Source organism: Acidovorax sp. GW821-FHT09B03 (genome assembly GCF_059418305.1).
Window position 1 is genome coordinate 633,591 of record NZ_JBWKPP010000002.1, and the last position, 22,262, is coordinate 655,852.

18 protein-coding genes are annotated in these 22,262 nt (G+C 68.9%); 11 read left to right on the forward strand and 7 right to left on the reverse strand.

Features of this window, described 5'->3' with window-relative positions:
• The first annotated feature begins 180 nt into the window (after nucleotides 1-180).
• Nucleotides 181-1,047 carry a class I SAM-dependent methyltransferase gene (locus AC07PA_RS06215; protein ID WP_007857696.1) on the forward strand — a complete coding sequence of 289 codons (867 nt, stop codon included), beginning with the start codon at nucleotides 181-183 and terminating at the stop codon, nucleotides 1,045-1,047.
• Here AC07PA_RS06215 and AC07PA_RS06220 read toward each other — a convergent pair.
• Nucleotides 1,044-1,940 carry a LysR family transcriptional regulator gene (locus tag AC07PA_RS06220; RefSeq protein WP_007857695.1) on the reverse strand — a complete coding sequence of 299 codons (897 nt, stop codon included), beginning with the start codon at nucleotides 1,938-1,940 and terminating at the stop codon, nucleotides 1,044-1,046. The two genes, AC07PA_RS06215 and AC07PA_RS06220, sit on opposite strands and share 4 nt — an antisense overlap.
• 93 nt (nucleotides 1,941-2,033) lie before the next feature.
• Between AC07PA_RS06220 and AC07PA_RS06225 the strand changes: the two genes are divergently transcribed.
• From AC07PA_RS06225 to AC07PA_RS06235, 3 genes are all read left to right on the forward strand, one after another.
• Nucleotides 2,034-2,999 (forward strand): hydroxymethylglutaryl-CoA lyase, encoded by a 966-nt coding sequence (locus AC07PA_RS06225; protein WP_494609330.1) that lies wholly within the window; start codon nucleotides 2,034-2,036, stop codon nucleotides 2,997-2,999.
• Nucleotides 3,000-3,019: 20 nt separating this feature from the next.
• Nucleotides 3,020-4,255, forward strand: a complete 1,236-nt coding sequence (locus tag AC07PA_RS06230) for a CaiB/BaiF CoA transferase family protein (RefSeq protein WP_494609331.1) — start codon at nucleotides 3,020-3,022, stop codon at nucleotides 4,253-4,255.
• An 82-nt stretch (nucleotides 4,256-4,337) separates the two neighbouring features.
• Nucleotides 4,338-5,318 (forward strand): tripartite tricarboxylate transporter substrate binding protein, encoded by a 981-nt coding sequence (locus AC07PA_RS06235; protein ID WP_145697004.1) that lies wholly within the window; start codon nucleotides 4,338-4,340, stop codon nucleotides 5,316-5,318.
• Nucleotides 5,319-5,346: 28 nt separating this feature from the next.
• Here AC07PA_RS06235 and AC07PA_RS06240 read toward each other — a convergent pair whose 3' ends face one another.
• The 3 genes from AC07PA_RS06240 to AC07PA_RS06250 form a co-directional block, all read right to left on the reverse strand.
• The gene (locus AC07PA_RS06240) at nucleotides 5,347-7,842 is read right to left on the reverse strand and encodes a TonB-dependent siderophore receptor (RefSeq protein ID WP_494609332.1); all 2,496 of its coding nucleotides are present in this window, start codon (nucleotides 7,840-7,842) and stop codon (nucleotides 5,347-5,349) included.
• A 111-nt stretch (nucleotides 7,843-7,953) separates the two neighbouring features.
• The gene (locus AC07PA_RS06245; protein ID WP_494609333.1) at nucleotides 7,954-8,967 is read right to left on the reverse strand and encodes a FecR domain-containing protein; all 1,014 of its coding nucleotides are present in this window, start codon (nucleotides 8,965-8,967) and stop codon (nucleotides 7,954-7,956) included.
• Nucleotides 8,964-9,464, reverse strand: a complete 501-nt coding sequence (locus tag AC07PA_RS06250) for a sigma-70 family RNA polymerase sigma factor (protein ID WP_494609334.1) — start codon at nucleotides 9,462-9,464, stop codon at nucleotides 8,964-8,966. Before AC07PA_RS06250 ends, AC07PA_RS06245 begins: the two co-directional genes overlap by 4 nt.
• Nucleotides 9,465-9,710: 246 nt before the next feature.
• On the opposite strand from AC07PA_RS06250, the gene AC07PA_RS06255 reads away from it, so the two are divergent.
• The 6 genes from AC07PA_RS06255 (at nucleotide 9,711) to AC07PA_RS06280 (ending at nucleotide 16,632) form a co-directional block, all read left to right on the forward strand.
• Entirely contained in the window at nucleotides 9,711-10,343 is a 633-nt protein-coding gene (locus tag AC07PA_RS06255) for a PepSY-associated TM helix domain-containing protein (RefSeq protein WP_007857687.1), read from the forward strand.
• A 17-nt stretch (nucleotides 10,344-10,360) separates the two neighbouring features.
• A complete protein-coding gene (locus AC07PA_RS06260) occupies nucleotides 10,361-10,891 on the forward strand; it encodes a DUF2271 domain-containing protein (protein ID WP_494609335.1) in 531 nt (176 codons plus the stop codon).
• 31 nt (nucleotides 10,892-10,922) lie between these two features.
• A complete protein-coding gene (locus AC07PA_RS06265; RefSeq protein ID WP_494609337.1) occupies nucleotides 10,923-11,723 on the forward strand; it encodes a DUF4198 domain-containing protein in 801 nt (266 codons plus the stop codon).
• Between the two features lie 27 nt (nucleotides 11,724-11,750).
• Entirely contained in the window at nucleotides 11,751-12,839 is a 1,089-nt protein-coding gene (locus AC07PA_RS06270) for an FAD:protein FMN transferase (protein ID WP_494609338.1), read from the forward strand.
• Complete coding sequence (locus AC07PA_RS06275; RefSeq protein WP_494609339.1) at nucleotides 12,836-14,230, forward strand: sulfite reductase subunit alpha; 1,395 nt, start codon at nucleotides 12,836-12,838, stop codon at nucleotides 14,228-14,230. The genes AC07PA_RS06270 and AC07PA_RS06275 overlap by 4 nt, the downstream gene beginning before the upstream one ends.
• Nucleotides 14,231-14,463: 233 nt before the next feature.
• On the forward strand, nucleotides 14,464-16,632 hold the full coding sequence (locus AC07PA_RS06280) for a TonB-dependent receptor domain-containing protein (RefSeq protein WP_494609340.1): 2,169 nt from the start codon (nucleotides 14,464-14,466) through the stop codon (nucleotides 16,630-16,632).
• A gap of 816 nt (nucleotides 16,633-17,448) precedes the next feature.
• On the opposite strand, the gene AC07PA_RS06285 is transcribed toward AC07PA_RS06280, so the two are convergent.
• The 3 genes from AC07PA_RS06285 to AC07PA_RS06295 are packed head-to-tail and all read right to left on the reverse strand — an operon-like array spanning nucleotide 17,449 to nucleotide 20,812.
• Nucleotides 17,449-19,236, reverse strand: coding sequence for a bifunctional metallophosphatase/5'-nucleotidase (locus AC07PA_RS06285; protein ID WP_494610139.1), 1,788 nt, complete (start codon nucleotides 19,234-19,236; stop codon nucleotides 17,449-17,451).
• Nucleotides 19,233-20,330 carry a chorismate synthase gene (gene aroC, locus AC07PA_RS06290; protein WP_494610140.1) on the reverse strand — a complete coding sequence of 366 codons (1,098 nt, stop codon included), beginning with the start codon at nucleotides 20,328-20,330 and terminating at the stop codon, nucleotides 19,233-19,235. Before aroC ends, AC07PA_RS06285 begins: the two co-directional genes overlap by 4 nt.
• Nucleotides 20,331-20,362: 32 nt before the next feature.
• Nucleotides 20,363-20,812, reverse strand: coding sequence for a CBS domain-containing protein (locus AC07PA_RS06295; protein WP_007858637.1), 450 nt, complete (start codon nucleotides 20,810-20,812; stop codon nucleotides 20,363-20,365).
• Nucleotides 20,813-20,924: 112 nt separating this feature from the next.
• On the opposite strand from AC07PA_RS06295, the gene AC07PA_RS06300 reads away from it, so the two are divergent.
• On the forward strand, nucleotides 20,925-22,232 hold the full coding sequence (locus AC07PA_RS06300) for an O-acetylhomoserine aminocarboxypropyltransferase (RefSeq protein WP_007858635.1): 1,308 nt from the start codon (nucleotides 20,925-20,927) through the stop codon (nucleotides 22,230-22,232).
• Nucleotides 22,233-22,262: the final 30 nt, after the last annotated feature.

The following is a 22,262-nucleotide window of genomic DNA, read 5'->3' on the forward strand; positions in this document are numbered from 1 at the left end:
AGACGCTGCGAATATAGCTTGGAAACGATTTTGCTACAAGTTTAATAGCTCTGAATGCAGCACTGATATACGCAAACCCCATTAACCAGGGGCCTTTTTTGCGAAGTGTTGCGGCACTGCCACGGCGGGGCGGAACGGGTAGCATTCCGGCCGTCGGGCATGTCGCCTAGCGAGGAATCCATGGAATACAAGCACCTGCACGAGGCCAACCGGTTGTCCTGGAACGCAGCCACCCGTGCCCACAACCGCCACAAGGGCGACCAGGCCGCGTTTTTCCGGGCCGGCGGCTCGCCGCTGTTCCCCGAGGAGATCGCGCTGCTGGGCGATCTGCACGGCCAGGCCGTGCTGCACCTGCAGTGCAATGCGGGGCAGGACAGCCTGGGCCTCGCCCGCCTGGGCGCGCGGGTGACCGGCGTGGACATCTCGGACGAGGCGATTGCCTTTGCACGGGCGCTGTCCGAGGCCAGCGGCATCGCCGCCGGGTTCGTGCGCTCGGATGTGTACGACTACTTCGACGGGCTGGCGGCTGCGCAAGGGCCGGGCGGGGCTTTCGACACCGTGTTCAGCTCCTACGGCACCATCTGCTGGCTGTCGGACCTGGCGCGCTGGGCGCGCGGCATTGCCGGGGCGCTGCGCCCGGGCGGGCGCTTCGTCTTTGTGGAATTCCACCCCGCGGCCCTGGTGTTCGACCCGCAATGGCGGCCCCGCTACGACTACTTCAACGACGCGCCGGTGCCCGAGGCCGGCGTGGGCGACTATGTGGGCGAGACCCAGCAGGCGCGCGAAGGGGAGGGGTCGGGAGCGCCCGAGGCCTTCTCCAACCCCCACCCCAGCCACGAGTTCGCCTGGGGCATCGGCCGCGTGGTGGCGGCGTTGCTGGGCGCGGGCCTGCGGATCGAGGCACTGGAGGAATACCCGTACATGAACGGCTGGTGCGCCTTCGAGGACATGCAGGACCTGGGCGGGCGGCGCTGGGGCATGCCGCCGGGCATGGCGCGCATGCCGCTGATGTACTCCCTGGTCGCGCGCCGGCCGGCAAGCCCCTAAGCACGTGCCGCCAGGTGGTCCACCAGCAGGCGGGCGGCCGGGGTGAGGGCGTCCGGCCCGCGCCAGCACAGGGCAAAGCGCCGGTCGGCCCAGGGATCGGACAGGTCGACGATGCGCACCGGCGCGGTTTCGGCGAAGGGCGCTGCCACCTCGCGCGGCACCACGCTGATAGCCAGGTTGGCGCGCACCACGCGCAGCGCGGCGTCGAAGTTGGAGACCTGTACCCGGTGCGCCAGGGCCTTGCCCTCCACGGCGGCGGCGCGGGTCAGCAGCAGCTGCACGGCGCTCAGCGCCGGCATGCTCACGAATTCGTGCCCCAGCACGTCGGCGAAGCGCACGCTCGCCTGCTGCGCCACCGGGTGGCTGGCATGGGCCACGATGGCCAGGTGGTCATGCCGGTAGCTGCAGGTGGCCAGGCCCGTGAGGTCGGCCGCGTCCCAGCAGATGCCGATGGAGGCGCTGCCCTCGCGGATGCCGCGCACCACGTCGGGGCTCACGCGCTCCTCCATGCTGATCTGGATGTCGCGGTGCGCCGGGTCCTGCAGAAAGGCGGCCACGTCTTCGGCCAGCGACTCGGCCATCACCGAGGCCGTGGCCAGCACGCGCACATGGCCCTTGATGCCGGTCGCAAAGGCGGCCATGTCGCGCTCGATCCGGCCCACGCTGGCGAGCATGGCGCGCGCATGCTCGAGCAGGGTCTCGCCCGCCGGTGTGGGTGCCATGCCGTGGCGCTTGCGTACCAAGAGCGGCGTGCCCACCGTGTCTTCGAGTTGCGCCAGCCGCTTGCTCACGGCCGAGCCGACGATGGACTCCTGCTCGGCCGCACGCGCAATGTTGCGGTGCTCGCAGACGGCCACGAAGAGTTTGAGCGTTTGCAGGTCGAGCGGTCGCATGCGGTCAGGGTTCAGATATTCCGATCAGGAATTTTAGGTGTTCCTAAATTGAGTTCATGTGGCGTCATGGAATTTTTAAAATTCACCCACCCCATGACCACCGCGAGAAACACCGTGAACCCCCAGCCCACCACCGCCATCCTCCGCGAGGTCGGCCTGCGCGATGGCCTGCAGAGCATTGCCACCATCGTCTCCACCGCGCACAAGATCGAATGGCTGGACGCCGCCTATGCGGCCGGCCAGCGCGAGATCGAGGTCGGCTCCTTCGTGCCTGCACGCCTCTTGCCCCAGCTGGCCGATACGGCCGAGGTGCTGGCGCATGCGCTCACGCTGCCGGACCTCACGGCCTCGGTGCTGGTGCCCAACCTCCGGGGGGCCGAGCGTGCCATCGGGTGCGGTGCCCACCTGATGGTGGTGCCGCTGTCGGCCAGCCACGCGCACAGCCTGGCCAACCTGCGCAAGACGCCCGACGAGGTGGTGGCCGAGGTGGCACGCATCCGTGCCGCACGCGATGCCGCGGGCAGCAGCACCCTGATCGAAGGCGGCGTGGGCACGGCCTTTGGCTGCACCCTGCAGGGCGAGGTGGCCGAGAGCGAGGTGCTGCGCCTCCTGCAGGCCCTGCTCGACGCCGGTGCCGACCGCGTGAGCCTGGCCGACACCGTGGGCTATGCCGATCCGGCGGGCGTGCAGCGCCTGTTCGAGAAGGCCCGGGCCCTGGTGGGCGAACGCCTGGCCTGCGCGCACTTCCACGACACGCGCGGCATGGGCCTGGCCAATGCGTACGCGGCCTGGCAGACGGGCATCACCCGCTTCGATGCCTGCCTGGCCGGCATCGGCGGCTGCCCGCACGCGCCGGGTGCCAGCGGCAACGTCACCACCGAAGACCTGGCCTTCATGCTCGAACGCATGGGTGTGGCCACCGGTCTCGACGTGGCCGCGCTGCTCGCCCTGCGCCAGCGGGTGGCGGGCTGGCTCGCCGGCGAGACCTTGCACGGCACGCTGTGGCAGGCCGGGTTGCCCCACAGTCACTTGCCGCAGGTGGCACCCGCACTGGCCTGAACCGTTTATCGTCCTGCCCCATGAATGCTTTCCTGAACCACACTGCCGCCTCCCCGTCTTCATCCGCCCCTGCCGCATTGCCCCTGGCCGGCCTGCGCGTGGTGGAGTTCACCCACATGGTCATGGGCCCCACCTGTGGCATGGTGCTGGCCGACCTGGGGGCCGAGGTCATCAAGGTCGAGCCGGTGGATGGGGACCGCACGCGCCACCTGCTGGGCGCCGGTGCCGGCTTCTTCCCGATGTTCAACCGCAACAAGAAGAGCATTGCGCTGGACCTGCGCAAGCCCGAGGGGCTGGAGGTGGCGATCCGCCTGGCCTCGTCGGCCGACGTGGTGGCGCAGAACTTCAAGCCCGGCGTGATGGCCAAGTACGGGCTCGACTACACCGCCCTGTCGCGCCTGAACGAGCGCCTGGTGTATGTGAACCACGCGGGCTTCCTGCCCGGACCGTACGAGCACCGCACGGCCCTCGACGAGGTGGTGCAGATGATGGGTGGCCTGGCCTACATGACCGGGCGCCCGGGCGATCCGCTGCGCGCGGGCACCAGCGTCAACGACATCATGGGCGGCATGTTCGGCGCCATCGGCGCCATGGCGGCACTGATGCAGCGCGCGGCCACGGGGCGCGGCCAGGAGGTCGATTCGGCGTTGTTCGAGAACAATGTCTTCCTGGTCGGCCAGCACATGATGCAGTACGCCGTCACGGGCCAACCCGCCGCACCCATGCCCGACCGCATTTCCTCGTGGGCCGTGTACGACGTGTTCAGCGTGAAGGACGGCGGGCAGATATTCCTGGCCGCCGTGAGCGATGCGCAGTGGACCACCTTCTGCGACGCCATGGGCTATGCCGACCTCAAGACCGACGCCGGCCTGGCCAGCAACAACGACCGCGTGCGCGCCCGCGCCACGCTGCTGCCCGAGCTGCGCCAGCGCCTGGCGCTGCACACGGCCGAGGAGCTGTCGGCCATCTTCGAGCGCCACGGCCTGCCGTTCGCGCCCATCATGCGGCCCGAGCAGCTGTTCGACGACCCGCACCTGAACGCGACTGGCGGCCTGGCCGACATCACGCTGCCCGACGGCGAGCGTGCCGGCAGCACGGCGCGCGTGACCCTCTTGCCGCTGCGCCTGGATGGCCAGCGCCTGCCCGTACGCGCCGACCCACCTCGGCTGGGCCAGCACACGGCCGAACTGCTCGCCGGCCTGGGCTACACGCCGGCCCAGGTGCAGGCTCTTCAGGAAGCCGCCGCCGTGGCTTGATTTTTTCCCGCTCCCGCTCGGGCCTGAACGCGGCGGCAGTCTGCGTGTCCCGGGTGGTCCTCACATTTCTGGAGACAAGACCATGCCATCGACACCCACGCACTCCCGCCGCCGCGCCCTGGCCTGGGGCGCTGCAACCCTCGCGGTCCCCGGCCTCGCGCTGGCCCAGTTGGGCGATAAGCCCCTGCGCATCATCCTGCCGCTGTCGGCCGGCTCGGGCGCGGACGGTGCCATCCGGGCCATCAGCACCAGCCTGGCCAAGGCACTGGGGCAGCCGGTGGTGATCGAGAACCTGCCCGGTGCTGGCGGCATCACCGGCACCACGCAGCTGGTGCGCGCGCCCAAGGACGGTTCGGTGATCGGCGTGGTGTCCAACAACCATGTGGTCAACCCCAGCGTCTACAAGAACATCCCCTTCGACTCCATCGAGGACATCACGCCCCTCACCATCATCGGCGCCACGCCCTTCGTGCTGGTGGCGCACCCGGCAGTGCCGGCGAAGAACGTGAAGGAGCTGATCGCGCTGGCCAAGGCCAAGCCGGGAGTCCTCAACTACGGCTCGTCGGGCAATGGCACCATCCTGCACCTGGGTGCAGCCATGTTTGTGGAACAGGCGCAGCTCGATATCAAGCACATCCCGTACAAGGGCATGGGCCCGCTGATGAACGACATCCTGGGGGGGCAGGTGCAGCTCGGCGTGGTGGCGGTGGCACCGGCGGCCGCGCACATCAAGGCCGGCACGCTGCGTGCCCTGGGCGTGAGCACGGCCACGCGCGTGCCCTCGCTGCCCGATGTGCCCACCATCGCCGAGCAAGGTCTGCCGCGCTACGAACTCGACGGCTGGATCGCCGCCGTGGCGCCGGCCGGCATCCCCAAGGCCGAGGTGGCACGCCTGGTCACCGGCTTCAGGAATGCCCTGGCCATGCCCGAGGCGCGCGATGCGCTGATCGCCCAGGGCTACGAGATCAGGCTCAGCACGCCCGAGGTCTCCGCCGCCTTCATGCGCAGCGAGCTGGCGCGCATGGCCCAGGTGGTGAAGAACGCGCACGTGACCATGGACTGATCGGCGCCCGCCACCGTGCGCTGCTGCCTCAGAACGTGTAGCGCATATTGAGGTTGAAGCTGCGCGGCGCGCCCCAGGTGTAGTGCAGGCTGCCGAAGTTGGTGACGCCCGAGAGATACTTCTTGTCGAACAGGTTGTTGATGTTGGCGCCCACGCTCAGGTGGCGGTTCACCTGGTAGCGGGCCATCAGGTCCACCAGCCAGTAGGACTTCTGCGACAGCGCCGCGGCGTCGTTGCGGGTGGACGTCTCGCTTTGCCAGCGCGTGGCCGCGCCCACCGTCAGGCCCTGCAGCGCGCTGCCTCCCAGGCGGTAGGTGGTGCCCAGCTTGAACTGGTGCCTGGGGTGCTGGCTGGCACTGGTCAGGCTGCTGCTTTGCGTCACGTAGCTGCCCTGGGCTTGCCAGCCCTTGGCGATCTCGCCGGAAAGCTCGACCTCCCACCCGCGCCGCGTGGCTCCTGTCACGGCGCGGTAGGCCATGTCGCCCGATGGGGTGAGGTTGCCGGTTTCCTCTGCGGTGTTGTCGGTCTTCATCCAGAAGTGGCTGATGCTGGCGTTCAGGCGCTTGTCGAAGAACTCGCCCTTGGCGCCGACTTCGTAGGTCACGCCTTTCTCGGGCGGCAGGGCGCGGCCCTGCTCGTCCTGGCCGCTCTGCGCCTCGAAGATGTTGGTGGTGCTGCCGTACAGCGAGACATTCGGTTGCACGTCGAACACCAGGCCCGCATAGGGCGTGACCACGCCGTGTTCCTTGAGGTCGTAGTTCCACCAGAAGGGCGTGGTGTCGCGCTGCGCATAGTCGGTCACGCGCACGCCGGTGATCAGCTTGAGCGGGTCGGCCAGGTGAAAGCGCCCTGCCGCATAGGCGTAGTGCTGCTTGCGCGAGAACAGGTTGGCGCCATAGGTGTAGCGGCTCCAGTCGGGCGTGGGAATCTGCGCGCCGCCATCGGCGTAGGCCAGGCCCAGGCTGGTGAGCGGCACGCGCACGCTGTTGCTGGTCTGCATTTCGCCGCGGTAGCGCGCCGTGCCCGCACCCATCAGCAGCTCATGCTTGCGGCCGAAGAGCTCGATGGGGCCCTTCACATCCAGGTTCACCGTCCAGTTGCGGTTGTCGATGTCCTGGTAGGGCGCGGTGGCGATGCTTTTGCGGTCGTACAGGTAGCCCAGCAGCATGTCGTCCATCTGCACGCTCTGGTGCGAGAACTGCAGCTTGGCCGACCAGTCGGAGGCAAAGCGGTGCTCCACGCTGCCGAAGACATTGAGCGATTCCTGCTCGTAGCCGGCCCAGGGCGCGCCGGGGTTGAAGGAGCGCGGCAACCAGGCCACGGCCTCGCCCGTGCTGGTGGTGCGCTGGATGGGCTGGGTGCTGCCCATGCCGCGCAGCTCGCGCCGGCGCAAGGTGAAGCCGCCGTTGACGGTGGTCTGGGGCGCGATGTCCGCCTCCAGCGCGCCGAACAGCATCTGGCTGTTGCTCTTCTCATGATCGCGGAACGAATCGGCGTCCGATGCCGAGGCCACGATGCGCCCGCGCAGGCTGCCGCTGGCGTTGAGCGGGCCACTCACGTCGACGTCGCTGCGCAGGGTGTTCCAGCTGCCGGCGCTGGCGCCCACGTGTGCCTGGAACTCGGCCGTGGGCCGCTTGCGCACCATGTTGACGGTGGCGCCCGCGCTGCCATACCCATTGACCAGGCCCGAGGAGCCCTTGAGCACCTCGATGCGGTCGATCTCGGCCATGTCGTCCAGCGCGAACATGGTGCTGGTGAAGTAGTACCAGCCGCTGGTGAGCTGGCGCACGCCATCGGTCTGCAGGTTGACGCTGGAGCCGCGCGCCTGGAAGTCGGTGGCGTTGCCCTGGCGGTAGGTGCTGATGCCGGGCGTCTGCTCCATCACGTCGGTCAGCGTTTCCAGCTGGAAGTCGTCCATGCGCTGGCGCGTCATCACGCTGACGGACTGCGGTGTTTCGCGCAGCGACAGTGCCAGGCCCGTGGCGGTGCCGCTGGGCCCGCGCGCGGTGTAGCTGCCCGTGCCCTCGGTGGTGGCATCGCTGCGCGGTGCCTCGGCCGTCACGCGCACTTCGGACAGGGTGACGCTGCCGGCGGGTGCTGCCGCACCGGCGGCACTGGATGAGGGGATGGGGGCTCGGCGCAGGGTATAGGTGCCGTTGTCGGCCACCACAGCCTGCAGGCCGGTACCCACCAGCAGGGCGGCCAGCGCCTGGGCCGGTGTGTGGCTGCCCTGCAGGCCCGGGCTGCTGCGGCCCAGCACCAGGTCCGGCGTGTAGGCCAGCAGCACCCCCGAGGCCTTGGCAAAGGCCGTGAGCGCGGGCTCCAGCGGGCCGGCGGGGATGCCGTAGCTGGTGCTGCGGTTGGCCTGCGCGGCCTGCTGCTGCGCCTGCGCAGGGGCGGGCAGGGCCACGCTGGCGAGCAGTGCGCTGGCCAGCGTGGCCGCCAGCACGGCCGTGGGGCGCAGGGTGAAGAGGGTCGGGCAGGCGGTCGGGCGGGCAGCGGGGTGCCGGGGTGCGGTGGGCATGGTGGTCGGATGGAAGGTGAGAGGAAAGAAATGCGCTATTCCCTCCCTTGTCACGCGAGCGCGTGAAAGGTACAGACCCGGTGCAAAAAAAAGCAGCGTCCGATGCCGGGCTCAACCCCGGCCGTGCGGCGGGGCGCCTATGCGCACCCAGTAGCGCACGGGGATGCGCACTTCCACGGGCAGCACCTGGGCCAGTGACTGCAGGATGCGGTCCGTGTCTGCCAGCGGGAACACGCCCGACAGGCGCAGGTGTGCCACCTCGGGCGCCACGCTGACCATGCCGCCGCGGTAGCGCTGCAATTCGGCCGCGAAGTCCGCCAGCCGCATGTCGGAGGCCACCAGTACACCTTCGGGCCAGGCGGGTTCCACCGGGCCCGCGGTGGGTGCGGTGGCGGCACGGGGGGTGAGCCGCGCCGACTGGCCGGCATCGACGCGCACGGTGGCGTCCGGCCTGTCCAGGGGGCTCAGCTCCACTGCGCCTTCATACACGGCGACCTCGCTGGCCCCACCGTCGTGCCGCACGGTGAAGCGGGTCCCCAGCGCGCGGATGTGCCCAGCGGGCGTGTCCACCACGAACGGGCGGGGCGGTTGGGCGGCACCGTCGTGCGCTGTGGTGACGAGTACCTCGCCCTCGCGCAGGTGCAGGCGGCGCAGGCCCGCGGTGTAGCGCACGTCCAGCGCACTGCCGGTGTTGAGCACGATGCGCGTGCCGTCCGGCAGGGTGGTGCTGCGCTGCTCGCCCCGGGCCGTGCGCAGGTCGGCCCCCCAGCCGCGCCAGGGCAGCTGTTCGTAGCCCAGCCAGGCGGCAATACCCCCGGCGGCCAGGCCGCCGATGCCGCGCAGCGCATGGCGCCGGCGCGGCGATGCGGGGCCGGCCAGCGTGCTCACAGCGGTGGCGGCCGTCACCATGCCGGCCGTGCTGCGTCCGCGCAGGCGCGTGTCGGTGGCCTCGATCTGCTGCCAGGCCTGCTCGTGCTGCGGGTGGGCGGCGCGCCAGCGTTGCCAGTCGGCCCGGCTCTCGGCCGTGGCCGTGCCGGACCACAGGTGCACCAGCCATTGCACCGCGGCATCCACGACGGGGGCGGGCAGGGCTGTGCCGGTGTGCGGCGGCGGGGGGGCGCTCATGTGCCCGCCCCTGGAAAGTAGCAGTGCCGTATGGCGCGCGCCATGTAATGCTTGACCGAGCTGAGCGAAACGCCCATGCGCTCGGCAATCTCGGCATAGGGCATGCCGTCGAGCTGCGCCCAGAGGAAGGCGGTGCGCACCTTGGGCGGCAGGCCGTCGAGGATGGCGTCGATCTCCTGCAGCGTCTCGAGCACGATGGCGCGGTCCTCGGGCGAGGGCGCCAGGGGCTGGGGCATGTGGGCCAGCGTTTCGAGGTAGGCGCGCTCGATCTCGCGGTGGCGCAGGTGGTTGGCCACCACGCGCTTGGCCACGGTGGTCAGGAAGGCGCGCGGCTCGCGGATGTCGGCCAGCACGGTGCGCGACTCGATCACGCGCAGGTAGGTGTCCTGGGCGAAGTCGGCCGCATCGCCCGCATGGCCCAGGCGCCGCTGCAGCCAGCTGCGCAGCCAGCCGTGGTGCTGTACGTAGAGTTCGGTCAGCGCGTGCGGGAAGGACATGGGGATAGAGCGGCGGTGTCCGCCGCGTGGCGACCGGAAATGAAAAGCATAGGAATGATAACTATTCTTGTTTTGTTTCATTCCAAGACGGCCCGTGAGGTCAGCTGGAGTCCAGCCAATCCCTTGACTTCTCAAGGTAAAGATTGTGCAAATGCAAATGGTTGTCATTCTCTGAAACTAGAATGTCGGCTTCGCATCTGGCGCACCCGTCTTCCTGCAAGGCAATCCGCGCGTACCCCTCCAGGAATGAACAAACCACAGGACAACCGGCGCCGGTCATACTGGCTCAAGACGCTGCACGAATGGCATTGGGTCAGCTCGGCCATGTGCCTCATCGGCATGCTGCTGTTCGCGGTGACCGGTTTCACGCTCAACCATGCCGGGCAGATCGAGGCCAAGCCCAGGGTGGTGAGCCAGCAGGCCACGCTGCCCGATGCGCTGCTCACCACGCTCAAGGCCGCACCGCCACCGCCCAAGGACCGTGGGCCGCTGCCTGCCGCGCTGCAGGATTGGGCGCGCACACAGTGGTCGGTGGACGCGGCGGGGCGCGAGGCCGAATGGTCGGCCGATGAGATCTATGTCTCGCTGCCGCGCCCCGGCGGCGATGCCTGGCTGCGCGTGAACCTGGCCGACGGCGAGGCCGAGTATGAGCGCACCGACCGCGGCTGGATCTCCTACCTCAACGACCTGCACAAGGGCCGCAACACGGGCGCTGCCTGGAGCTGGTTCATCGACATCTTCGCCGCCGCCTGCCTGGTGTTCACCGTCACCGGCCTGTTCATCCTCAAGATGCACGCGGGCAACCGCCCCTTCACCTGGCCCATGGTGGGCATGGGGCTGGTGATACCGGTGGTGCTGGCGCTCCTGTTTATCCACTGAACCGAAAGAAACGAAAAATGCCTGTGACGAAGCATTTGCACCTGCGCTACAGCATGGCGCTGGGCGCCTGCCTGGGGGCCCCGGCCTTCGCGGCCGGACTGGGCGTGGGCGTGGAGATCCCGCGCCTGGACGTGGCCGAGTACCACCGCCCTTACGTGGCGATGTGGGTCGAGCGTGCCGACAACTCGGTGGCCTCCACCCTGGCCGTCTGGTACGACGTGAAGATGAAGAACGACGAGGGCGCCAAGTGGCTCAAGGACCTGCGCCAATGGTGGCGCCGCACTGGTCGTGACCTGGCCGTGCCCATCGACGGCGTGACCAGCCCCACGCGCCCCGTGGGCAAGCACCAGGTGGCCTTCAACGAAGGCACCAAGCAACTGGCCACGCTGCCCGCCGGCAGCTACAAGCTGGTGGTCGAGGCCTCGCGCGAGGTCGGCGGCCGCGAACTGGTGACGATCCCCTTCACCTGGCCCGCCGCCAAGGCCCAGCAGCTGAGCGCCAAGGGCAGCAGCGAGCTCGGCGAGGTCACCCTCGACCTCAAGCCCTGACAGCATCACCCCCCATACCCGGAGACCTTCCATGCAATTCAAGACCCGTATCGCCACCTGCTTCGCCCTGCTGTGCGGTGCCTTCTCGGCCCAGGCCCACAATGTCTGGCTCCTGCCATCGACCACGGTGCTCTCCAAGGCCGAGTGGGTCACGGTGGATGCCGCCGTGTCCAACGACCTGTTCTTCTTCAACCATGTGCCGCTGGGCCTGGACAACCTCGTGGTGGTGGCACCCGATGGCTCCTCGATCAAGCCCGAGAACGCGCACCGCGGCAAGCTGCGCAGCGTGTTCGACCTGAACCTCACGCTGCCCGGTACCTACCACCTGGCCGTGGTCAACAGCGGCCTGAACGCCACCTACAAGGACAAGGCCGGCCAGAACAAGCGCTGGCGTGGCACGGCCGAGAAGTTCGCGGCCGAAGTGCCTGCCGACGCGCAGGACCTCAAGGTGACGCAGTCCGCCGGCCGCATCGAGACCTTCATCACGGTCGGCAAGCCCAGCGCCATCAAGCCCACGGGCCAGGGCCTGGAGCTGGTACCCGTGACGCACCCCAACGACCTGGTGAAGGGCGAGAAGGCCACCTTCGCCTTCCACGTCGACGGCAAGCCTGCGGCCAACCTTGAAGTGGTGCTGGTGGCGGGTGCCACGCGCTACCGCGACGAGGTCGGGGAGATCAAGGCCACCACCGATGCCAAGGGCGAGTTCAGCGTGACCTGGCCTGCCGCCGGCATGTACTGGGTGGACGCGGACGCCAAGGACGACAAGACCTCGTTGCCCCAGGCCAAGGAACGCCGCCTGTCGTACGTGGGCACGCTCGAAGTCCTGCCCTGACCAGTCGACGGTGAGGTTGCTGCGCGCATGACCATCAAGGTGCACTACGGCCCCGGGTTCGGGCGCGCAGCCGCAGGCGCTGCGCCCCTTGCCGCCCGGGTGTCGTTCGGCGGTGCCGGCCATGCCGCGCCGCATGCACCCGTGCGTGCGGCCGATTCCACGGCCTTGCAGATCCTGGCCGGCGAGGCCATGGGCACCACCTGGTCGGTGCGCCTGTGCAACCCGCAGTTCGCGCCGCTGGCGCCCGTGCGCGCTGCCATCGAGGATGCACTGGCGCTGGTCGTGCGGCAGATGAGCAATTGGGAGCCGGAGTCGGAGGTCTCGCGCTTCAACCGCGCGCCGGCGGGCAGTTGGCGCACGCTGTCGCGCGAGTTTTGCGCGGTGCTGCAGGCCGCGCGGCACTGGGCGCTGGCCAGCGGCGGTGCGTTCGACGTGGGCGTGGGGGCGTTGGTGGACCGCTGGGGCTTTGGCCCGCGGCCCGATCCGCATGCCGACCACAGCGCACCGGCGGCGATGCCTCTGGCGCCGGAGTTGTCGGCCCTGCGCCCGCCTGGCGCTGGCCTGGTGCTGCGCGATGATTCCATGCAGGCGCTGCAGCCTGGCGACCTGCAGTTGGACTTGTCGGGCATTGCCAAGGGCTATTCGGTGGACCTGGTGGTGCAGGCGCTGCAGGCGCAGGGCTGGACCGATTTCCTGGTGGAGGTGGGCGGCGAGCTGCGCGCCAGCGGTAAGCGCCCCGGCAGCCAGCCCTGGCGCGTGGCCGTGGCAGGCGAGGCCGCAGGCCCGGCCCGGGCATTGCCGCTGAAGGACATGGCGATCGCCACCTCGGGCGACCACTGGCATGCCTTCGAGCATGGCGGGCGGCGCTACTCGCACACCATCGATCCGCGCACGGGTGAGCCGGTGGCCCATGCGCTGGCCAGCGTGACGGTGCTGCACCCCGAGTGCATGCACGCCGATGCCCTGGCCACGGTGCTCACGGTGCTGGGGCCGGTCGAAGGCCTGGCCTTTGCCACAGGGCAGGGCGTGGCCGCGCTGCTGTGCGAGCGCGCGGACCAGGGGGGCCGGTGGACTGTGACCCCGGCCTGGCGCGAGCGCTTTCCCGAATTTCAATGAACTTTTCTGATCCCACTGTGCGGCTGGCCGCTGCCGCCGCCCTGGTGCTGCTGTATGCCGCCATGTGTGCCGCCATCTGGCTGCGCGAGCGGCGCAGGCACCGCGCCCAGGCCGCGCAGGCCCAGGCCCTGGCATCGGCGCGCGAAGGCATGCAACCGCTGCTGGTGGTCTATGCCAGCCAGACCGGCCAGGCCGAGGAGCTGGCGCGCGAGACCGCGCGCCTCTTGCACACGGCCGGCGAGCCGGTGCACCTGTGCACGCTGGACCAGCTCGATGCGGGCCTGCTGGCGCGCAGCCGGCGTGCGCTGTTCCTGGCCAGCACCTACGGCGAGGGCGATGCCCCCGACAATGCCGCCGCGTTCCAGCAGGCCAGCATGGGCTCGGAGGAGGGCGCCGCAGCCGATCTGTCGCAGCTGCAGTACGGCCTGCTGGCCCTGGGCGACCGCCAGTACACGCACTTCTGCGGCTTTGGCCGCCAGCTCGATGCCTGGCTGCGCGCACGCGGCGCGGTGCCGCTCTTCGAGTGCGTGGAGATGGACAACGGCGATCCCGCTGCCCTCACGGCCTGGCAGCACCACCTGGCCCAGGTCTCCAGCCTGAGCGAGCTGCCCGCCTGGGAGGCCCCGGCCTTTGTCCCATGGACGCTGGCCGCGCGCAGCCACCTCAACCCCGGCAGCGCCGGGGCACCGGTGCACCTGGTCGAACTGGCGCCACCGGCCGGCGAGGCCGCCGCCTGGGAGTCGGGCGACCTGGTGCAGGTCTGCGTACCGGGCGACATGGTGCACCCGCGCGAGTACTCGATCGCCTCGCTCGCCAGCGATGGCCGCGTGCACCTGGTGGTGCGCCAGGCCCTGCGCGACGATGGCACGCCGGGCCTGGCATCGCACTGGTTGACGCATGGCGCGCCCGTGGGCGAGGCCGTGCAGATGCGCCTGCGCGCGCACCGCAATTTCCGGCTGGAGGACAACGCGGCGCGCCCGCTGATCCTGGTGGGCAACGGCACGGGCATTGCAGGCCTGCGCAGCCACCTGCGGGCCCGTGCGCAGGCGGGTGCCGGTCCCAACTGGCTGCTGTTCGGCGAGCGCAATGCGGCGCACGATTTCCTGTTTCGCGACGAACTGCTCGCCTGGCAGGCCAATGGGGTGCTCACGCGGCTGGACCTGGCCTTTTCGCGTGACGACCCGGCCCACAAGGTCTATGTGCAGGACCTGCTGCAGGCGCAGGCCGCCACCGTGCGTGCCTGGGTCGAGGAGCAGGGCGCCGCCATCTACGTCTGCGGCAGCCTGCAGGGCATGGCCCAGGGCGTGGACATGGCACTCGCCGGCCTGCTCGGGCCCGTGCCCATGGCCGAGCTGGTGCGCAGTGGGCGCTACCGGCGCGATGTGTACTGAGGGCGTGCCCCTCATCGCATGCGTGCGTATACACGCGCCGCAGCACATGCCTGCGAATCCATCGAACGCGAATGGTAATGACAACGATTTTTGTTATTGATTGATACAGTCAACACCGCAGACAGTGCTTGCCGCTGTCGACCGTCGTTGAGCCGCAGAACAAAACATTTCAGAGCGCGTGGCACGGACCCTTTCCGTTGATTTCCATCGTTGTTCCCTGGAGTGTTGTTCTCATGCCCATCCGCATGCCTGCCGGCGCCGCGTGCCCGCTGCGTCTTTCTTCCCTTTCCCTGCTGGTCGCCGCCGTTTGCGCGGGGGGCACTGCCATGGCCCAGGAGCCTGCCACGGCCCAGTTGCGCGAGGTGGTCGTCTCTGCCTCCGGCTTCGAGCAGGACATCAAGGAGGCGCCGGCCTCCATCACCGTGATCACGCGCAAGCAGCTGGAGCAGAGCCGCTTCAACAGCATCGCGCAGGCGCTGGAGGACGTGGAGGGCGTGGACATCGGCACGGCCACCGACAAGTCGGGCGGGCTGAACATCAGCATCCGCGGCATGCCCAGCGACTACACGCTGATCCTGATCGACGGGCGCCGCCAGAACGCGGCCGGCAACGTCACCCCCAACGATTTCGGCGGCACGCAGACCAGCTTCATGCCGCCCCTGTCGGCCATCGAGCGCATCGAGGTCATCCGAGGCCCCATGTCCACGCTGTACGGCTCGGACGCCATGGGCGGCGTGGTCAACATCATCACTCGCAAGGTCGGCAAGACCTGGGCCGGCTCGGTCACGGCGGACTACGCGCTGCAGGAGGAGTCTGACTTCGGCGACACCCGCTCGGGCAAGTTCTACCTGAGCGGCCCGATCAAGGAAGACATGCTCGGCCTGTCCCTGCGCGGCAGCAGCTTCCGCCGCGGTGCATCGGACATCCGCTATGGGACGCAGGCCGGTAGCGAGGTGGTGCCCATCATGGGGGCCAACCCGGTCAAGTCCGAGGTCAACACCCTGGGCGCTCGCCTGGCGCTCACGCCCAACCAATACCACGACCTCACGCTCGACCTGGACACCGGCCGCCAGACCTACGACAACTCGCGTGGCCAGCTGGGCACGCTGGGTGTGCAGGGCGGCTATGCCCCCGAGCAGAAGTACCACCGCGACCAGCTCACACTGGCCCACACCGGCCGTTACGGTTTCGGCACATGGGACACGAGCTACATGGTCAACCGCACCGAGACCATCGGCCGCACTATCCCGCCCGGCACCCCCGGTGCGGTGCAGGGCACGGCGCGCGCGCTGGAGGTACAGAGCAAGGTGCTGGACACCAAGCTCATGCTGCCCTGGGGCAGCAACCACCTGACCACCGTGGGCGGCCAGTGGTGGGACGCCGAGATGAAGGACGGCGTGGCCCCGGGCACGTTCGCCTTCACACAGAAGGCCGTGTTCGCCGAGGACGAATGGAGCCTGACCAAGAGCTTCAAGCTGACCCTGGGCGCGCGCTACGACAAGCACAGCATCTTCGGCGGCAAGGTCAGCCCGCGCGTCTACGGTGTGTGGAACGCAGCCCCGCAGTGGACCGTGAAGGGTGGCGTGAGCAATGGCTACAAGACCCCGCGCGTGGAGCAGCTGGCGCCGGGCATCAACGGCTTTGGCGGCCAGGGCACGATTCCCCTGGTGGGCAGCCCGGGCCTGAAACCCGAGACCAGCCGCAGCACCGAGCTGGGCGTGTATTTCGACAGCCCCGGTGGCTTTGCGGCCAGCGCCATGCTGTTCAACAACGACTTCAAGGACAAGATCACCAGCGGCCCGGGCCTGCTCAACTGCAGCTACAGCGTGGCGCCGAATCGCCCCGGCTGCGTGAGCTTCGGCAACTGGCCACGCGTGGACGCCTTCGGCCAGTCCATCAATGTGGACGAGGCCGTGACGCGCGGGCTCGAACTGAGCACCCGCATTCCGATCGCCGAGGCCTGGTCGGCCACGGCCAACTACACGTACACCCAAAGCGAGCAAAAGAGCGGGCCCAACGTGGGCAAGCCGCTCATGGACACGCCCGAGCATGCGCTCAACGCGCGGCTGAACTGGGAGCCTTCGCAGCAGTGGAATGTGTGGCTGCGTGCGGAGTACCGCAGCGAGCGTTTCCGCGATCCGGGGACCACGGCGGATACGCGGGCTGCGAAGGCTGCGTTGGGGGACTTCAAGGCGTACACGCAGTTCCATGTGGGGGGCAGCTACCAGGTCACGCCGCAGTTCACGGTCAACGCGGCGGTCTACAACCTGTTCAACAAGGATTTTGTGGAGTACACGCCGTATACGGTGCCGGGGTCGCCTGCGGTGGTGAACTATCGGAATCTTTATACGAACAGCCAGGATGGGCGGCGTCTTTGGCTTTCGGCTACTTACGAGTTCTGATATTTTGTTGTGTGGGTGTCGCTTCGCTTTGATGCGGCTTGTCTTGGCTGAGGGCGGAGGCCGGGATGTGCGCCCGGCGGCGCACCTACTGTTCTTTTGCTTCGCCAAAAGAAAGTAGGCAAAGAAAAGGCGACCCCCAGTCTGCGTCCCCCATCGCCCGGTGGGCGATGGGGGCAACCTGCGATGCTTGGAACTGGGGTGGTGTCGATGAACTCGCTGCGTTCCCCCTGCGGGTGAACTCCGCTCAGACAGCATCGGCAAGCTAGAGGACGAAGCGTGTGTGTCCTTCGGCACACACGCCCACCCCAACTCCTGCGCTTCTCGGCGCAGTCAGCAGGGGTGGGGAGCGGGGTCAGGGACGGCTGCTGCTGCGCAGCTGCGCCTGGGGTCGGTTCGCGCTGCGCGCTGCCGACGGGGCGGTGCAAGCGCCCTGGCGAGCCGAGCGCAGCGAAGGACCACCGGCCGAGCGAAGCAATGGCCCGAGGGGAGCCCGTTCCCACCCCCTTCTGACCGTGCCGAGAAGCGCAGGGCCTGGGGTGAGCGCGTGCCGAAGGACACGCGCATCGTTGTCTGGCTTGCCGCAGCTGTTTGAGCGGAGTTCGAAGAACGCAGCGAGTTCTGCGGCACACCCCAGGACCGAGCATCGCAGGCTGCCCCACTTGCCGCCAGGCGAGTGGGGACACGGGCAGCGGGGTCGCCTTTTCTTTGCCTTCTTTCTTTTGGCGACGCAAAAGAAAGAAGGTGCGCCGCCGGGCGCACATCCCGGCCTCCGAGCTCAGCAGGGGCACGCGGTCAGAACAGACCCCAACTGGAAACTCAAGGCAAATCCACCCGAACAATCCGATCCGTAGCCGGCGGCACCACAGCCCCGCCAGCCGCAGTGAAGTAAGCCTCCAACGCATCCAGATCCTGCCCCGCCCCCAACCCATCCACGCCTTGCGTGAAGACAGTGAAGTTATCCCCGCCCGTAGCCAGGAAGCTGCTCACCACCACCCGGTAGACCGCATCGGCGCGCAACGGCTGGCCGTTGAGCAATACGCCGCTCACCCGCTGCCCCGCAGGCAACCGCAGGTCATAGCGGTAGGTGAACCCCTTGGAGACCGACAGCACCCGCGGGCTCTGCGCGGTGTTGGTGCCGCTGGCGAACTGCTGCTCCAGGATGGCCTTCACCTGCGCGCCCGTGAAGGACTGCACCATCAGGCTGTTGCCGAACGGCTGGGCCGTGAACATCTGGCCGTAGCGCACCTGGCCATCGGGCCCGGGCACCAGCACGCCGCGCACGCCGCCGGGGTTCATGAAGGAGATCTGGGCGGCAAGGCCCGGGCCCTGGGCGGCGAGCAATTGCGCGTCGGCGATCAGGTTGCCCATGGAGGTTTCGAGCGAAGGTGCGGGCTCGCGCGAGACCGGGCCCGTGAGGCGGCCCGCGGGGCGCTGGGCCTGAGGCTCGGCAGCGGCGCGGTAGCGCTCCACGATGGCGTGCACGCCCTCATCGCGCGCGAAGACGGGGAAGCGCTGGTCCACCGCGAAGGTGGTGGGGCCGCTGGTGAAGCCCTCGCCCTGCACGATGACCTGGCGCGCGCTCTTGCGCACCACGCGGCGGGTGGCGGTGTCCACGCGCAGGCTGATGTCGGTGACGTGCGTGCCGTACTGGCCTGCGCTGGTCAGCAGCAGCGGGTGCGCGGGGTTCACGGTGCCGTAGTCGCACAGGTAGGAGCGGTGCGTGTGGCCCGAGACCACCACGTCCACCGCCGGGTCAAGCCGCTCCAGGATGGGCACGATGTCGCCGCTCAGGCCCTTGCAACTGGTCTCGCCCAGGGCGGCCTCGGTTTCGCCGCCCTCGTGCACCATGACCACGATCACGTCGGCGCCCTGGGCGCGCAGGCCGGGGATGAGGGCGTTGACCGTGTCGGCCTCGTCCGCAAAGCGCAGGCCGGCCACGCCGGCGGGCGCCACCATGGCGGGTGTGCCGCGCAGGGTCAGGCCGATGAAGCCTACGCTGACCGTCACGCCGCCTTCGGTGAAGCGCTTGATGCCGGTGGGCGGCAGCAGCGGGCGGCCGTCGTCGTGCGCGGTGTTGGCCGCCAGCAGGCCGAAGTTGGTGCCGGGAAAGCCGGGGTTGAGCTGGCAGGGCTCGCGCACGGTGTGCTTCTCGCAGCCGCCGTTCTTCAGGCGCAGCAGCTCGCGCCAGCCCTTGTCGAACTCGTGGTTGCCCACGGCATTGAAGTCGATGCCCATGCGGTTGACCGCCTCGATGGTCGGCTCGTCGAGGAACAAGGCCGACACCAGGGGGGACGCGCCCACCATGTCGCCGGCCGCCACCACCGCATGGTGCCTGTGGAGGGTCTTCAGGTGCGCGATGGCGCTGGCCATGTAGGCCGCGCCGCCCGCGGGCACGCGCGCCGGGCCGCTGCCATCGGGCGCAGCCACCTGCAGCGCCATGCGCGGCGGCTCCAGGTTGCCGTGCAGGTCGTTGAAGGCGATGAGGCCGATGTCGATATGCGTGGGCGCGGGCGTCGACGCGCAGCCTGCCAGCAGTGCTGCTGCCGCCAGGGCCAGCGCCGTGGCGCATGCCCGGGCGCCACGGGTGCGGGCGGCGGAGCTCAAAGGAACGACGCCTGGATCGGGGCCACCTCGCGCACCACGTCCGCGCACTGGGCGCGGTTGCGCAGGGCGTGCTCGATCACCACCAGCGCCAGCAGCGCCTCGGCAATCGGTGCGGCGCGGATGCCCACGCAGGGGTCGTGGCGGCCCTTGGTGATCACCTCGGTGGGCTGACCGTGGATGTCGATGGACTCGCGCGGGCTGATGATGGAGCTGGTCGGCTTGATCGCGATCGAGATCTCCAGGTCCTGCCCGGTGCTGATGCCGCCGAGCACGCCGCCAGCGTGGTTGGTGCGAAAGCCCTGGGGCGTCATCGAGTCGCCGTGCATGGTGCCGCGGTGGGCCACGCTCTCGAAGCCGGCACCAATCTCCACGCCCTTGACGGCGTTCAGGCCCATCATGGCGTGGGCGATGTCGGCGTCGAGCTTGTCGTACAGCGGCTCGCCCAGGCCCACGGGCACGCCGCTGGCCGAGATGCGGATGCGCGCGCCGCAGGAGTCGCCGGCCTTGCGCAGCGCGTCCATGTAGTCCTCGTACTGCTGCACGTCGGCCACGGGGGCGAAGAAGGGGTTTGCGCGCACATGGTCCCAGCTCTCGAAGGGGATGGGCAGCTCGCCCAGCTGCGTCATGCAGGCGCGGAACTGCGTGCCGTACTGCTGGGCCAGCCACTTCTTGGCCACGGCGCCAGCGGCCACGGTGGGCGCCGTCAGGCGTGCCGACGAGCGGCCGCCGCCGCGCGGGTCGCGAATGCCGTACTTGTGCCAGTAGGTGTAGTCGGCATGGCCCGGGCGAAAGCTCTCGGAGATGTTGCTGTAGTCCTTGCTGCGCTGGTCGGTGTTGCGGATTAAGAGCGCGATGGGGGTGCCGGTGGTCCTGCCTTCGTACACGCCTGAGAGGATCTCCACCGCATCGGGTTCGTTGCGCTGGGTCACGTGGCGGCTGGTGCCGGGGCGGCGGCGGTCCAGGTCGGCCTGGATGTCCGCCTCGGCGAGCGGCATGCCCGGCGGGCAGCCGTCGATCACGCAGCCAATGGCCGGGCCGTGGGATTCACCAAAATTGGTGACAGCGAATAGGGTACCGATGGTGTTGCCGCTCATGGGACCGATTATCCCAGAGTGGCGGAACCTGTTCAGCCGCCCGACTCTTCCTCGGGCCAGTCGCGGATATAGGCCTTGAGCATCTTGTTCTCGAAGTTCTGGCTGTCCACCACGGCCTTGGCCACGTCGTAGAAGCTGATCACGCCCATGAGCATGCGCTTGTCCATCACCGGCATGTAGCGCGCGTGGCGGTCCAGCATCATGCGGCGTACCTCGTCCATCTCGGTTTCGAGGGTGCAGGTCAGCGGGTGGTCGTCCATGGCCGAGCGCACCTGCAACGTGCCCACGCTGCCGCCGTTCTTGACGATGGCCTGGATCACCTCGCGGAAGGTGAGCATGCCCACCAGGTCACCGAGCTCCATCACCACCAGCGAGCCGATGTCGCGGTCGGCCATGATGTCCACGGCGTTGGCCAGCGGCTCGTCGGGGGTGACTGTGTAGAGGGTGTTGCCTTTAACGCGAAGGATATCGCTGACTTTCATGATCGGTCTCCAATGGGGCGAGCGGGGCGGCCACGGACGGGGTGGCGCAGCTTGTTTCCGATCAAATATAGCCCACAATGCCTGCCAGCACCGACAACATGGGAGACATTGGATGCCCGGTTACTCCGACCCCGGCTTTGACACGCTTGCGCTGCACGCCGGAGCCACCCCCGATCCGGCCACCGGCGCACGCGCCGTGCCGATCCACCTGACCACCTCGTTCGTCTTCGAATCGAGCGACCACGCCGCCTCGCTGTTCAACCTGGAGCGGCCCGGCCATGTCTACAGCCGCATCAGCAACCCCACCAACGCAGTGCTGGAGCAGCGTGTATCCGCCCTGGAAGGCGGCGTGGGCGCCATCGCCACCGCCAGCGGCCAGGCCGCGCTGCACCTGGCCATCTGCACGCTGATGGGCGCGGGCAGCCACATCGTGGCCAGCACGGCGCTGTACGGTGGCTCGCAGAACCTGCTGCACTACACGCTGTCGCGCTTCGGCATAGCCACCACCTTCGTCAAGCCCGGCGACATCGACGGCTGGCGCGCCGCCGTGCGGCCCAACACCAAGCTGTTCTTCGGCGAGACCGTGGGCAACCCGGGCCTGGATGTGCTGGACATCCCCACCATCAGTGCCATCGCGCACGAGGCGGGTGTGCCGCTGCTGGTCGATTCCACCCTGACCTCGCCCTGGCTCATGAAACCGCTGGAGCTGGGGGCCGACCTGGTCTACCACTCGGCCACCAAGTTCCTCTCGGGCCACGGCACGGTGGTGGGCGGCATCGTCGTCGATGGCGGCAGCTTCGACTGGGATGGCCCGCGCGCAGCAGGCAGGTTCGCCGAGCTCACGGCGCCCTACGAGGGTTTTCACAACATGGTGTTCAGCGAGGAAAGCTCGGTCGGCGCCTTCTTGCTGCGCGCGCGGCGCGAAGGCCTGCGCGACTTTGGCGCCTGCATGAGCCCGCACACGGCCTGGCTCATCCTTCAGGGCATCGAGACGCTGCCGCTGCGCATGGAGCGGCACATGCGCAACACCGCGCGCGTGGTCGAGTTCCTGGCCAGCCAACCCTTCGTCTCGCGCGTGGGCCACCCCATGCTCGACACCCACCCCAGCCACGCGCTGGCGCAAAAACTGCTGCCGCGCGGCGCGGGCTCGGTGTTCAGCTTCGACCTCAAGGGCAACCGCGAGCAGGGCAAGAAGTTCATCGAGGCGCTCAAGGTCTTCAGCCACCTGGCCAACGTGGGCGACTGCCGCAGCCTGGTGATCCACCCGGCCAGCACCACGCACTTCCGCATGAGCGACGAGGCGCTGGTCAACGCCGGCATCACGCAGGGCACCATCCGCCTGTCCATCGGGCTCGAAGATGCCGACGACCTGATCGACGACCTCAAGCGCGCCCTCAAGGCCGCGGAGAAGGCGGCCTGAGCCCGGCGATGGGAGCGCAGGCGGCACCCG

Excerpts from the sequence above, each read along its gene's own strand:
- AC07PA_RS06230 (WP_494609331.1), top strand. The coding sequence starts at position 3,020 with ATGAATGCTTTCCTGAACCACACTGCCGCCTCCCCGTCTTCATCCGCC.
- AC07PA_RS06250 (WP_494609334.1), bottom strand. The coding sequence starts at position 9,464 with ATGTCCTTCCCGCACGCGCTGACCGAACTCTACGTACAGCACCACGGC.
- AC07PA_RS06280 (WP_494609340.1), top strand. The coding sequence starts at position 14,464 with ATGCCCATCCGCATGCCTGCCGGCGCCGCGTGCCCGCTGCGTCTTTCT.
- AC07PA_RS06225 (WP_494609330.1), top strand. The coding sequence starts at position 2,034 with ATGACCACCGCGAGAAACACCGTGAACCCCCAGCCCACCACCGCCATC.
- aroC (WP_494610140.1), bottom strand. The coding sequence starts at position 20,330 with ATGAGCGGCAACACCATCGGTACCCTATTCGCTGTCACCAATTTTGGT.
- AC07PA_RS06255 (WP_007857687.1), top strand. The coding sequence starts at position 9,711 with ATGAACAAACCACAGGACAACCGGCGCCGGTCATACTGGCTCAAGACG.
- AC07PA_RS06275 (WP_494609339.1), top strand. The coding sequence starts at position 12,836 with ATGAACTTTTCTGATCCCACTGTGCGGCTGGCCGCTGCCGCCGCCCTG.
- AC07PA_RS06295 (WP_007858637.1), bottom strand. The coding sequence starts at position 20,812 with ATGAAAGTCAGCGATATCCTTCGCGTTAAAGGCAACACCCTCTACACA.
- AC07PA_RS06245 (WP_494609333.1), bottom strand. The coding sequence starts at position 8,967 with ATGAGCGCCCCCCCGCCGCCGCACACCGGCACAGCCCTGCCCGCCCCC.
- AC07PA_RS06270 (WP_494609338.1), top strand. The coding sequence starts at position 11,751 with ATGACCATCAAGGTGCACTACGGCCCCGGGTTCGGGCGCGCAGCCGCA.
- AC07PA_RS06235 (WP_145697004.1), top strand. The coding sequence starts at position 4,338 with ATGCCATCGACACCCACGCACTCCCGCCGCCGCGCCCTGGCCTGGGGC.
- AC07PA_RS06300 (WP_007858635.1), top strand. The coding sequence starts at position 20,925 with ATGCCCGGTTACTCCGACCCCGGCTTTGACACGCTTGCGCTGCACGCC.
- AC07PA_RS06240 (WP_494609332.1), bottom strand. The coding sequence starts at position 7,842 with ATGCCCACCGCACCCCGGCACCCCGCTGCCCGCCCGACCGCCTGCCCG.
- AC07PA_RS06215 (WP_007857696.1), top strand. The coding sequence starts at position 181 with ATGGAATACAAGCACCTGCACGAGGCCAACCGGTTGTCCTGGAACGCA.
- AC07PA_RS06265 (WP_494609337.1), top strand. The coding sequence starts at position 10,923 with ATGCAATTCAAGACCCGTATCGCCACCTGCTTCGCCCTGCTGTGCGGT.
- AC07PA_RS06260 (WP_494609335.1), top strand. The coding sequence starts at position 10,361 with ATGCCTGTGACGAAGCATTTGCACCTGCGCTACAGCATGGCGCTGGGC.
- AC07PA_RS06220 (WP_007857695.1), bottom strand. The coding sequence starts at position 1,940 with ATGCGACCGCTCGACCTGCAAACGCTCAAACTCTTCGTGGCCGTCTGC.